Genomic DNA, 12,438 nt, shown 5'->3' with positions numbered 1-12,438 from the left:
TGAGGCCACGATGTCGGCGCAGGATGGCAGTTCTGTGACCGGTGGCGGTGCCGAACCCGGCGAGGCCTCTGGTGCCATGGCCCCCGGTGCCATGGGCAAGGGAGAGGCGCTGGAGCAGTTCTGCACGGATCTGACCGAACAGGCGCGCAATGGGGAAATTGACCCCATTGTGGGGCGCGACGAAGAGATCCGCCAGATTGTTGATATCCTGATGCGGCGACGCCAGAACAACCCGATCCTCACAGGTGAGGCAGGCGTTGGGAAAACGGCTGTTGTTGAAGGCTTTGCCCTGCGGATTGCCCGTGGAGATGTGCCGCCAGCGTTGCAAAATGTGCGGCTCTTGGCCTTGGATATTGGCCTATTGCAGGCTGGCGCCTCGATGAAGGGGGAGTTTGAAACCGCCATGGTATCTGGTGGCAGCCGACCCATGGTCGGCTGCGGTGGCGCCTGTGGCAGGCCTAGCTTGCAGCCGAGAAACCGGCGTCCAGGGCAGAGAGGATGCCCTGGACGTCCTGCGAGCTGAGAACCAGCGGCGGCGACAGAATAATATTGGGGCCGGAGACGCGCACCATGGCGCCGTTTTGATAGGTGACCTCTTGCAGGACAGCCGTGGTCTTTTTGTCTGCGGCTGCCTTGCTGTCGCGATCTGCAACCAGCTCCATCGCGCACATCAACCCATGGCCACCGCGCACATCGCCAATCAACGTGTGTTTTTCCTGTAGCGCCAGCAGCCCCTGATGTAGCTCTTTTCCCCTGGCCGCCGCGTTTGTCGGCACATCCAGGCGCAGGGTTTCTTCCAAACAGGCCAGAGCGGCCGCGGCGCCAACCGGATGGCCGGAATAGGTATAGCCGTGACCAATGGCAGCCCGCCCGGTTTCATCCTGCTCGAACACTTCGGCGACGGCATCCGCAATCATCACTGCGCCAAAGGGGAAATAGCCATTGGTGATTGCCTTGGCGGTGCACATGAAATCAGGCTGAACCCCCCAGTGCCGTGATCCGGACCAAGAGCCGGTGCGGCCAAAGGCTGTGATCACCTCATCCGCGATCAACAGGATGCCGTACTTGGTGCAGATATCGCGCACACCCGGCATGAAGCTTTCATGCGGCGGGATCACTCCGCCAGCGCCAAGGATCGGCTCCATGATAAAGGCCGCAATGGTGCCCGCCCCCTGAAAGGCGATCTCATCTTCCAGGGCCTGCAGGCAAAGCTGCGCCAGCCGTTCGGGGTCGCTTTCATTAAAAGGATTGCGATAGGTGTAGGGGGCCGGAATATGGTGGCAGCCAGGCAACAGCGGTTCATACTGGGTGCGGAAATTGGCATTGCCATTGACCGAAGCCCCGCCCATATGGGTGCCGTGATAGCCCTTTTTCAGGCTGAGGAACTTGGTGCGACCCGCTTCGCCGCGCACCTTGTGGTATTGCCGGGCCAGGCGCAGGGCGGTTTCCACCGAGTCCGAACCGCCAGAGGTGAAAAAGGCCCGGGTTAGCCCGTCGGGGGCAAAGAAATCGCGCAGCATCTCGGCCAGCTGGATCACCTGATCATTACTGGTGCCGCGAAAAGTGGAGTAATAGGGCAGCACGTCCAGTTGAGCGGCAATGGCGTCTTTGACGGGCTGGCAGGAGAACCCGAGATTGACGTTCCAGAGACCGCCAACCGCATCAATCACCTCATGCCCATCCAGATCCGTGATCCGCACGCCTGAGGCTGCGGTGATAATGGCAGGCGGATTGGCCTGGCTGTCGGCAGGATGTGCCATAGGGTGCCAAAGCGATTTGGCGTTATGTTCCTTTAGGAAATTGGAATCTTTCATTGAGGAAACTCCTGATCAGGCCTACGGGGGCCGGGGTATCTTGAAGAGAGGGGCGCTGGATCACGCGGGGACATCCTGCGGGTAATCGGCGGGCGGGCTGCCCCCGATACGGTGGGTCAGCGCGGCTCCGGCGCGACGCAGGGCAGCGCGAATGGTTTCTTGTTGTTCCGGTGACATCCGCGAGGCCGGCGCCGCCACAGCCAGCGCCCCGATGGCCCTGCGATCTGCCCCAAAAATGGGCACTGCGTGGGAGTGCACCTCCAGTTCAAAGCTGCCCAGGGTATCCGACAATCCAGTCTCGCGGACCGCGGCCAGTTTGGTGCGAATGTCATTCGGGTCCACCAATGTCATGCTGGTATGGGCCTCAAGGGGCTGGGACAGAACCTGTTCAACAAATTCGGGATCAGCATAGGCCAGAATAGCAAGGCCGGAGCTTGTGGCGTGGTAGGTCACGGTTTGGGCGTCATCCATGGTGACTTTGGTGGCGTGACTGGGGGAATAGGCATGGCTGAGTGTCTGCACATGGGTCTCATGCCCCAGCGAGACATGGGTGGTTTCGCCGGTTTCATCGCTCAGCTCACGCAGAACCCGACGCGAGACTGAGAGGATCGGCGTAGAGGCTTCGCGCAGGGCGGCCAAATGCAAAACCTGCGGCCCAAGCCGGTAGGCCCGGTCACTCTCTCCCTGTTCGACAAAGCCTGATTCTTGCAACTCGCCCATGAGGCGATAGACCGTGGCCTTGTTCATGCCCGAAAGGCGAGTGAGGTCACTCAGCCCGACTTCGGTCCGATCAGGTGCGAAATAGCTTAACAATTTAAGGGCTTTACTGACGGTTCCCATCTGCCGCTTTGATCTCCGTTTGACCATTTGTTGGATGCGCGTTTGGAAAAACAAACGCCCGAGTTGATATTTTGTTGACAGATAAGCGGGTGGGCTGTCAATCTAAATTCAAACCAACGGTTCAAATAATGAACCATTTGCTGAAACCACAGCACCAACCGGGAGACTGAAATGAAACTGACCCATCTCGTGAAAGGCACCGCAGCGGCGGTGGCTCTTGGCCTTAGCGCCGTAGCCGCGCAGGCGGAATACCCAGAAAAGCCTGTGAGCTTTATCGTCCCCTGGCCTCCCGGTGATCTGGAGGATGTGCTGACGCGGATGATCGCCGATGACTTCCAGGCAGAATATGGCGTTGCGGCTGCTGTCGTGAATAAGCCCGGCGGCGGTGGCGGGCCCTTCCCTGGCGCCATTGAGGTGGCCAATGCGCCCGCCGATGGCTACACAGTGGGCTCCTTTGTGATCGGCGTGCCGGTCATGGGTCACCAAATCGACATCCCGCCGCTGACACCCGCGAAGTTTGACCCCCTGGGGATCTTCCTCACCTATCCGTTTGTGATCGCTACCTCGGGTGATGCGCCCTATTCCAGCATGGAAGAGCTGGCTGCCCATGCCCAAGAAAACGATGTGGCGCTGGGCCATTTTGGCGATGTGCTGACCCCAACCCAGGTGACAAAAGCATTTGCCAAAAACGCCGGTTTTGAATGGGGCTCGGATGCGGCTTTTGACGCCCTGGATTGCAACACATTGGCCTCGGGCGATGCGGATGTGATCAACACCACTCTGCAGCTCATCCTTCCTTGCCTGGATCAGGTCAAGGTTCTGGTCTCGATCACGGACGAGCGTATCCCGCTGGTGCCGGATGCACCTGCCATCGGTGAGCTGGACGCGAGCCTCAATATTGCGCTTTGGAATGGGTTGTTTGTAACCAAGGACACGCCACAGGATGTGCGCGAGAAAATCATCGCCGTGGCGCAGAAAACCATGATGAGCGAACGCGCTCAGGCCGTGGCCGCAGAAACCGGGGCGCTGGTCTACTGGCAGAGCGCAGATGACAGTGCTGCCCGTGTGGCAACTGACATTGCTACCATGGCAAAGATCGGCTCGATCCTCGAGTAAACCTCTCCTTGTCCCGCCGGGGCCAGAAATGGCCCCGGTTTCCGTTTTAGCGCGAAAAAGATCCCCCATATGACCACCGAACGAGAACGCCGCTTTGTTGGCCCCCGGCGCGGACAGCTGGTTTTTGCCCTTGTGTTTCTGACCCTGTCGGTGCTGCTTTTGGCGCTGATCGGCGAGCAGACCACCTGGGTTAAAAAGGCCAAGCTCTTTGCCCAGCCCCGGTTCTGGCCCGCCGTCAGCCTCGGCGGCATGGTGTTGCTTGGGGGCTTGCATTTCTACCAACTGCCCTGGCGGCGGGCCTCGCGCTATGATCTGTGGGAAGCCCGGCAATGGGGGCGCAGCGCTGAATATGCGATCTGGTTTATGGGCTATGTGGTATTGGTCCCGATCATTGGATACCTGCCGGTGACCCTGGTCTTTGTGCCGCTGTTGGCGCGACGTATGGGCTATCGCGGCAGGGTCATGATGGGCATCAGCCTCGGCTTTGCCTTGATGGTTGTGGTGCTGTTCAAAGGCATTCTAGCCGTCAAAATTCCTGGTGCGCTGCTCTATGAGTACCTGCCGGGCGCCTTGCGCAATTTCTTTATCCTGTATCTCTAGGCCTCGGGGTTTCTGATGGATCTCATCCTTTCTGCAATCGAAATTCTGATGCGCTGGGACGTGGCGCTGGCACTGCTTGCAGGCTCGGTCGGAGGTGTCTTGATCGGTGCGATCCCAGGTGTTGGCCCAGCGGTGGCGATTGCCATTCTGTTGCCCGCGACCTTTTCCATGGACCCTATTGTGGGCCTGACGGTACTGTTGGGGATCTATGGCTCCTCCATGTATGGCGGCGCCATTCCTGCTATCCTCATCAACACGCCAGGCACCGCCGTCAACGCGCTGACCACCTATGATGGCTATCCGATGACCGCACGCGGAGAACCGCGTCGCGCGCTTAGCCTCGCCTATTCCGCCAGTTTTTTTGGCGGGGTGTTTTCGGTCGTCTGTCTCATCCTCTTTGCGCCGGTTTTGGCCAAGGTGGCGCCGATGTTTGGCAGCCGTGAGATCTTCCTTGCTGCGTTGTTGGGACTGATCCTGGTTGTGGTCGCCCATCGGGGGCAGGCCTTGATTGCCGGCGCGCTGGCCTGTCTGGGGATTTTTCTCAACACCATCGGCATGGAGCCGGTGAAGTACACCCAGCGCTACACCTTTGATCAGGACTTTCTGGGCAGCGGCGTGAACCTCATCGTTGTGGTTCTGGGGCTATTTGCGCTCAGTCAGGCCTTTGTGCTGCTGATGGATGAGGATGAAAAGGTGCATGTGACCAAGCTGCGGGGCGGCATGTTTCAAGGCCTGCGTGAGCTGGCGCGCCATCCGCGCGTTGCTGGTGTTTCTGCCAGTTTTGGCGTGCTGATGGGGATGATCCCTGGCGTGGGAGAGTTCACCGCCCAGTTCATGTCCTATACCTATGCCCAGAAAAGCTCCAAGCGGCCGCAGGATTTTGGCAAGGGCTCCTCCGAGGGGCTGATCGCTGCCGAGACCGCCAACAACGCTGTGCCCGCCGCCGCTATGGTACCGCTTCTGGCGCTGGGCATCCCCGGCGAGGCGCTGACAGCCATGATGCTGAGCGTGTTTTACGTGCACAATGTGGTGCCGGGGCCAGGGCTGTTCCAGAACGATATGGATTTTGTTGTGGCGCTTTATCTGGCGCTGCTGATCCTCAATGTGCTGGTGCTGATCTTCCTGCTTTTTGCCACCCGCTCTTTGGTTCAGGTGGTCAAGATCCCCAACCGCTTTCTTGGGGTCTGCATCCTGACGCTCAGCTTTGTCGGGGTCTACTCCCTGCGCAACTCCGCCACCGATTGCTTGCTTGCCGCGGGCTTTGGCCTCTTTGGCTTTATCCTCAAACGGCTTTCCCTTCCGGCAGTCCCAATCATCCTAGGGATGGTCCTGGGCGGCATCATGGAGGTCAAGCTGCGCTCGGGCATGGCCCGAGTAAAGGAGCCGTTGGATTTCATCAACCGACCGATATCGTTCATTCTTTTCACTATCATCATCTTGGTTCTTGCGAGTCATATCCTGCGTGTCTGGCGCGATCGCAAAGAACTGAAGGAGGCCGAATGGCAGACCAAAACCGCATCGACCAGCTTCGGAAAGCTGATGTCGCGCCGCAAAAACTCTTTCTTGAAGGATCGTGGCAAGGAGGTTCGGGGACGCCACTCGAAGTTACTTCGCCGATTGAAGGGGCTGTTCTGACCTCAATTGAGGGCGCCTCTGCAACAGATGTTGAACGCGCTGTCGCATCGGCGCGGCGGGCTTTTGAGGATGGCCGCTGGGCGCGGCAGTCCCCCGCCGCACGTAAGCAGGTGCTGCACCGGATTGCCGATCGGATCGAGGCCGAGGCGGTGGAACTTGCGGTTCTGGGCGTGCGCGACAATGGCACCGAATTCAATATGGCCTTGAAAGCCGAGCCAGGATCGGCTGCCGGAACCTTCCGTTATTACGCCGAGGCGTTGGACAAGGTTGCCGGTGAGGTTGCGCCAACGGCACTGGATGTGCTGGGGCTGGTGCATCGCGCGCCTGTTGGGGTGGTTGGGGCCATTGTCCCCTGGAACTTTCCGCTGATGATCGGCGCCTGGAAATTGGCACCGGCCCTGGCCATGGGCAATTCCGTGGTGTTGAAACCGGCGGAGACGGCGTCCCTGACTCTGCTGCGTCTGGCGGAGATCTGCGTCGAATGCGGCTTGCCAGACGGGGTGTTCAATGTGGTGACCGGCTCTGGTGCAGAGACCGGCGCGGCCTTGGCGATGTCCATGGGGGTGGATGTTCTGACCTTTACCGGATCGGGTGGTACCGGGCGCAAATTGTTGGAGGCCTCAGCGCGCTCCAACCTTAAGCGTTGCTATCTGGAGCTGGGCGGAAAATCCCCCAATATTGTCTTTGCCGATGCGCCGGACCTGGCCAAGGCGGCAAAGGTTTCGGCCATGGGGATCTTTCGCAATTCCGGTCAGGTCTGTGTGGCAGGCTCGCGGCTGCTGGTTGAGGCTGCGGTACATGATGAATTTGTGGCCTTGTTGAAGGCTGAAGCCGAGGCGTTAATCGTGGGGGACCCCTTGGATCTGGGCAGCCAGATTGGCGCGGTGAACTCCGAGGATCAGCTGCGGCGCAACCTTTCCTTCATGGATATGGCCCGTGCAGAGGGCGGCCAGGTGGTGACTGGCGGGTCACGTATTTTGGAAGAGACCGGCGGCAGCTATATGGCGCCCACTATTGTCACCCATGTGGCGCGCGATCACGCATTGTTCCAGCGCGAGGTTTTTGGGCCGGTTTTATCCGTTACCAGATTTGAGAGTGAGGCCGAGGCTTTGACCCTGGCGAATGGCACTGATTTTGGTCTGGCCGCCGGGGTCTGGACTGCTGACCTTTCGCGGGCCCACCGGATGGTTGCGGGTATCCGCGCTGGGGTTGTGCATGTGAATACCTATGGGGGCGCTGACAATACGGTGCCTTTGGGCGGTGTTGGCCAGTCTGGCAATGGGCATGACAAATCCCTGCATGCCCTGGACAAATATGTGGACTTAAAAACCGCTTGGATCCAGTTGTGAAACAGGTTTTGCGGGGCAAAACCTGTGGCCTCCGGCGGGAATATTTTTGGAAAGATGATGGTGGGGGAGCAGCGGGCTGCCGCTGGGAGAGAGTTTTATGACTGAGGAAAAGGTAATTCTGGTCGCAGGCACCTACGATACCAAGGACGATGAGCTGCAGTATCTGGCGGAGATTATCCACGGTCAGGGTGGTCGGGTTATGTCGATGGATGTGAGTGTCCTTGGGGATCCAAGCCGCCCGACGGATGTGAGTAAACATCAGGTTGCCGAGGCCGGTGGATCCTCGATCGAGGCGGCGATTGCATCGGGCGATGAAAACACAGCGATGCAGATTATGGGTGCCGGGGCCGCAGCCAAAGCGCTGGAGCTGTATCGCGCGGGGCGTATTGGTGGGGTGATTGTGCTGGGCGGCACCATGGGGACCGATCTGGCGTTGGATCTGTGCGCAGCACTGCCGGTCGGAGTGCCAAAATATGTGGTCTCTACTGTCGCCTTTTCCCCGTTGATGCCGCCAGAGCGTATTCCGGCGGACGTGCAGATGATCCTTTGGGCCGGGGGGCTTTATGGATTGAATTCGATCTGTAAGGCCGCGTTGAGCCAGGCTGCAGGAGCGGTATTGGGTGCAGCGCGGGCTGTCGAAGCCCCCCGTCGGGAGCGGCCTTTGATCGGCATGACGTCTTTTGGCAAGACTGTGCTGCACTACATGGTGACGCTTAAGCCGGCACTGGAGGCGCGCGGCTTTGAGGTGGCAGTATTTCATGCCACCGGCATGGGGGGGCGGGCCTTTGAAAGCCTGGCAGGAGAGGGCGCCTTTGCTGCGGTGATGGATTTTGCGCCTCAGGAGGTGTCAAATCATCTGTTCGGTGGGCTGTCGGCAGGAGCGGATCGCCTGACAAATGCGGGGCGGGCTGCGACGCCACAATTGGTGGCGCCCGGCTGCTATGACCTGGTGGATTTTGTGGGTTGGCAAGGGGTGCCTGAACCGTTCGAGGGACGGCCGATTCATGCCCATAACCGGCTGCTGTCTTCGGCCGTGTTAGAATCGGACGAGCGCCGCACAGTGGCGCGGGAGATGTGCATGAAACTGGCGCAGGCACAGGCTCCGGTTGCGGTGGTTCTACCCACCCAGGGGTGCAACGAGTGGGATCGCCCTGGTGGTGATCTGCATGATGCCGAAGGACTGGCAGCCTTTTGTGGCGAGTTGCGCAGGGCCTGCCCTGACAATGTCGCGTTGCATGAGCTGGATTGCCACATCAATGATGCAGATTTTTGCGCGCGCGTGTTGGAGATTTTCGACAGTTGGACTGCCAAAGGTGTGGTCCGCGCCACAGTACAGACGAAATAGACGACAAACAGCAGGTCGCTCTGGCGCAGCTGATAGCCTGCCTGCCTCGCTTCTCGTCAGCTGTCCCACAGGGGCATGTGGCGGGGGCACAGAGTACCATCGTCTTGCAAAGGAGGGTATCTGCATGAGGCAGCTGCCCTCTTTTGCCATTGTCGTTTCACCAGGTCTCTCCGCAGTGCGGCATTCCCCAGCGTCGCGTAAGTTTATTGCTTGATCACTGGGTGGCTCTTGCCTAGTGTGCCTCCAATTCTGTGGAACTGAGTTCTGCATAATGGAATTTTTGACAAATGCCGCGCGGCTGAAAAACTGTACCTTCGGGACCAGGGGCTGTGACGCAGGGTTCTGGATTGCTGTATAGGACAGGGGCTTGGCGGGGCGACTTGGCTTGTGCTGAGATTGAGAAATATCGAGGGCCTGCCCTGGGGAATGCCCGGCGGCTCTACAGAGGGAGAGGAGATTCGAATGACAGATGCCATCGGATATGAGCGCATTGGTGATATCGCGGTTCTGAAAGCACAGAACCCCCCGGTAAATGCGCTGGGCTATGATATTCGCGAAGGCCTGCTGGCCGGGATCGAACGGGCCGAAAAAGACGGTGCCAAGGCAGTTTTGATCTATGGTGACGGTCGCACCTATTTTGCTGGGGCTGACATCACGGAGTTTGGCAAACCGCCACGGGGGATCTTTTTGCCAGATCTTTGCACGCGTATCGAATCTTCTCCTTTGCTGGTTGTCTCGGCCCTGCACGGCACGGCGCTCGGCGGCGGGTTGGAAGTGGCTCTGGGGTCGCATTACCGAATTGCGGTACCCTCTGCCCGTGTTGGGCTGCCTGAAGTCCTGATCGGTGTGATGCCTGGCGCCGGCGGGACGCAGCGCCTGCCACGCCTGATTGGTGTAGAGGCCTCTGTGGATGTCATCACTTCGGGCCGACAGGTTGGCGCCAAGGAAGCCCTGGAGCTGGGCATTCTGGACCGTATCGAAGAAGGAGAGCCGCGCGAGATTGGTTTGGCCTATACGCAGGAGCTGTTGGAGAGTGGCGCCACGCGTCGCCCTGTCAGTGAGATGCCCGCGCCAGAGGCGGTTGACTTTGACGCGCTCTATGAAAAAGTTCTGAAAAAGGGCCGGGGCCTACTGGCACCCGCCGTAGCGGTGCGCGGAATTCAGGCCTGCTGTGAGCTGCCCTTTGATGAGGGCATGAAGCGCGAACGCGAACTGTTCATGGAACTGATGAACACAGACCAGCGTCAGGGCATGATCCATGCCTTTTTCTCGGAGCGTGCGGTCAGCAAGCTGCCCGAGCTGAAGGGTGTTGCGCCGCGCGAACTGGGCTCAATTGGTGTCATCGGTGGCGGCACCATGGGGGCGGGCATTGCCACGGCGGCGCTGCTCTCTGGTCTGCCCGTTGTGATGTTGGAGATGACCGAGGCGGCTGCAGAGGCTGCCAAGGGGCGGATCACTGGCAACCTGCAAGGCGCTTTGAAGCGGGGCAAGATCTCTGAGGCGCAGTTCACCCAGCTCACCGAAGAAATCCTGACCCTGTCCACGGATTACGCGGCTCTCAGCGATGTGGATCTGGTGATTGAGGCTGTCTTTGAAGAGATGAGCGTCAAGAAAGTGGTCTTTGGAAAACTTGACGAGGTTTGCAAGAAAGGCGCGATCCTGGCTTCGAACACCTCCTACCTGGATGTGAATGAAATCGCCGCCTGTACTTCGCGCCCCGAAGATGTGATCGGGCTGCATTTCTTCTCGCCTGCTCATGTGATGAAGCTGTTGGAGATTGTCGTTGCCGACAAAACCGCGCTGGACGTGGTGGCCACTGGCTTTGCGCTGGGGCAGCGGCTGAAAAAGATCTCGGTGCGCGCCGGAGTTTGCGATGGCTTTATCGGCAACCGCATTCTGTCGACTTATCGCAAGGCTGCAGATCACATGATCCTGGATGGGGCCTCGCCCTATCAGATCGACAAGGCGCTGACGGATTTTGGTTTTGCCATGGGCCCCTTTGCGGTGGCCGATTTGGCCGGGCTCGACATCGGTTGGGCCATGCGCAAACGCAAGCGGGCCGAGGGCATGGACCCGCGCGAACGCGACAGCTCCTATGTCGACAAGATGTGTGAGGCCGGCAACTTTGGTCAGAAGACCGGCAAGGGCTATTATGTCTATGAGGCGGGCAAGCGTGGCGGGACGCCAAATCCGGAAGTGTCGGATCTGATCGCGGCCGAGCGTGCTGACAAAGGGATCACCCCGCGCAGCTTTACCGATGAGGAAATCGTCACCCGCTATATGGCCGCAATGGTCAATGAGGCTGCCAAAGTGGTGGGCGAGGGCATCGCCCGGCGTCCGCTCGATGTCGATATGACGCTGCTCTTTGGCTATGGCTTTCCACGCTATCGCGGTGGGCCGCTGAAATGGGCGGATATCGAAGGCCTGGACAAGGTGTTGGCGACAATCAAAGCAGGCGCCGAGGAAGACTCTTACTTCTGGGATCCCGCGCCGCTCTTGGAAAAACTGGTGGCCGAGGGCCGCACATTTGACGATCTCAACAAGGAAAACAGCTGATGAAACAAGTCGTTATTGTCTCCGCTGCCCGGACTGGTCTGGCCAAGTCCTTCCGTGGCTCTTTCAACATGACGCATGGGGCCACTATGGGCGGCACGGCTGTGGAAGCCGCTGTTGCCCGTGCTGGCATTGAGGCTGCTGAGATCGAAGACTGCATCTTTGGGTGCGGCACGCCCGAAGGCGAGACCGGCGCCAATATCGCGCGCCAGATTGCCCTGCGGGCAGGCATGCCAGTGACAACATCTGGCCTGACCGTGAACCGGTTCTGTTCGTCCGGTTTGCAGTCCATCGCCCTGGCTGCTCAGCAGATCATCTGCGAGGGTGCAGGGCCTATGGTCGCCGGTGGGGTTGAGAGCATCTCGATGGTGCAGCCCAAGGCGCGTTCAGTCAAAGAAGCTTGGTTGGCGGAACACAAGCCGGCAACCTACATGACGATGATCGAAACTGCGGACATTGTGGCACAGCGCTATGGTATCAACCGCGAAGATCAGGACGCCTATGGTCTGCGCAGCCAGCAGCGCATTGCCGCGGCGCAAGAGGCCGGACTGTTCGCAGATGAGATCGTACCTATGACCACCACAATGGCGGTCAAGGACAAGGAAACCGGTGAGATCTCAATGAAGGAGGCGCTGGTAGACCGGGATGAATGCAACCGTCCCACCACCACCTTGGATGGTCTGAGTGGCCTGGCCCCGGTTCGGGGCGAGGGTAATTTTGTTACTGCAGGCAATGCAAGCCAGCTGTCGGATGGCGCCGCTGCGGTGGTGCTGATGGATGCAAAAGAGGCTGAGCAACGCGGGATTGAGGCCATGGGTGCCTTCAAAGGTTTTGCTGTTGCTGGTTGTGAGCCGGATGAGATGGGTATTGGCCCAGTTTTTGCTGTGCCACGTCTGTTGGAGCGTCATGGTCTGACCGTGGATGACATCGATATCTGGGAACTGAACGAAGCTTTTGCGAGCCAAGCACTGTATAGCCGGGATCGCCTGGGAATCGACGACGAGAAATGCAACGTCAATGGCGGTTCTATCGCGATTGGACATCCCTTTGGGATGACCGGTGCCCGGATGGTTGGCCACATCCTGCGCGAAGGCAAGCGCCGTGGGGCCAAGCTGGGCGTTGTCACCATGTGCGTCGGAGGCGGCATGGGCGCTGCAGGCCTGTTCGAGATCTACTGATCAAAAGT

General features: G+C 59.3%; 9 protein-coding genes and 1 pseudogene. 8 read left to right on the top strand and 2 right to left on the bottom strand.

Annotated elements, in window-relative coordinates; translation table 11 throughout:
* Nucleotides 1-397: pseudogene (locus tag MED193_RS22570) on the top strand (AAA family ATPase); the annotation flags it as partial.
* 61 nt (nucleotides 398-458) lie between these two features.
* Here MED193_RS22570 and MED193_RS09855 read toward each other — a convergent pair.
* Complete coding sequence (locus MED193_RS09855) at nucleotides 459-1,814, bottom strand: aspartate aminotransferase family protein (RefSeq protein WP_009809564.1); 1,356 nt, start codon at nucleotides 1,812-1,814, stop codon at nucleotides 459-461.
* A gap of 60 nt (nucleotides 1,815-1,874) precedes the next feature.
* Nucleotides 1,875-2,654: an IclR family transcriptional regulator gene (locus MED193_RS09850; RefSeq protein ID WP_039966088.1), complete on the bottom strand. Its 780-nt coding sequence runs from the start codon at nucleotides 2,652-2,654 to the stop codon at nucleotides 1,875-1,877.
* A 171-nt stretch (nucleotides 2,655-2,825) separates the two neighbouring features.
* Between MED193_RS09850 and MED193_RS09845 the strand changes: the two genes are divergently transcribed.
* From MED193_RS09845 to MED193_RS09815, 7 genes are all read left to right on the top strand, one after another.
* Nucleotides 2,826-3,770, top strand: a complete 945-nt coding sequence (locus MED193_RS09845) for a tripartite tricarboxylate transporter substrate-binding protein (protein WP_009809562.1) — start codon at nucleotides 2,826-2,828, stop codon at nucleotides 3,768-3,770.
* A 69-nt stretch (nucleotides 3,771-3,839) separates the two neighbouring features.
* Nucleotides 3,840-4,370: a tripartite tricarboxylate transporter TctB family protein gene (locus MED193_RS09840; RefSeq protein WP_009809561.1), complete on the top strand. Its 531-nt coding sequence runs from the start codon at nucleotides 3,840-3,842 to the stop codon at nucleotides 4,368-4,370.
* 15 nt (nucleotides 4,371-4,385) lie between these two features.
* A complete protein-coding gene (locus MED193_RS09835; protein WP_009809560.1) occupies nucleotides 4,386-6,005 on the top strand; it encodes a tripartite tricarboxylate transporter permease in 1,620 nt (539 codons plus the stop codon).
* Nucleotides 6,006-6,010: 5 nt separating this feature from the next.
* Nucleotides 6,011-7,354: an aldehyde dehydrogenase family protein gene (locus MED193_RS22565; protein WP_368072277.1), complete on the top strand. Its 1,344-nt coding sequence runs from the start codon at nucleotides 6,011-6,013 to the stop codon at nucleotides 7,352-7,354.
* 97 nt (nucleotides 7,355-7,451) lie between these two features.
* Nucleotides 7,452-8,699, top strand: a complete 1,248-nt coding sequence (locus MED193_RS09825; protein ID WP_009809558.1) for a Tm-1-like ATP-binding domain-containing protein — start codon at nucleotides 7,452-7,454, stop codon at nucleotides 8,697-8,699.
* A gap of 462 nt (nucleotides 8,700-9,161) precedes the next feature.
* Nucleotides 9,162-11,255 carry a 3-hydroxyacyl-CoA dehydrogenase NAD-binding domain-containing protein gene (locus MED193_RS09820; RefSeq protein ID WP_009809557.1) on the top strand — a complete coding sequence of 698 codons (2,094 nt, stop codon included), beginning with the start codon at nucleotides 9,162-9,164 and terminating at the stop codon, nucleotides 11,253-11,255.
* Nucleotides 11,255-12,430, top strand: a complete 1,176-nt coding sequence (locus MED193_RS09815) for an acetyl-CoA C-acyltransferase (protein ID WP_009809556.1) — start codon at nucleotides 11,255-11,257, stop codon at nucleotides 12,428-12,430. Before MED193_RS09820 ends, MED193_RS09815 begins: the two co-directional genes overlap by 1 nt.
* Nucleotides 12,431-12,438: the final 8 nt, after the last annotated feature.

It is taken from the genome of Roseobacter sp. MED193, assembly GCF_000152965.1.
Classification (GTDB): Bacteria; Pseudomonadota; Alphaproteobacteria; order Rhodobacterales; family Rhodobacteraceae; genus Pseudophaeobacter.
The sequence above is the reverse complement of the archived record's forward strand: the minus strand, read 5'-3'. Positions and strand labels throughout refer to the sequence as shown.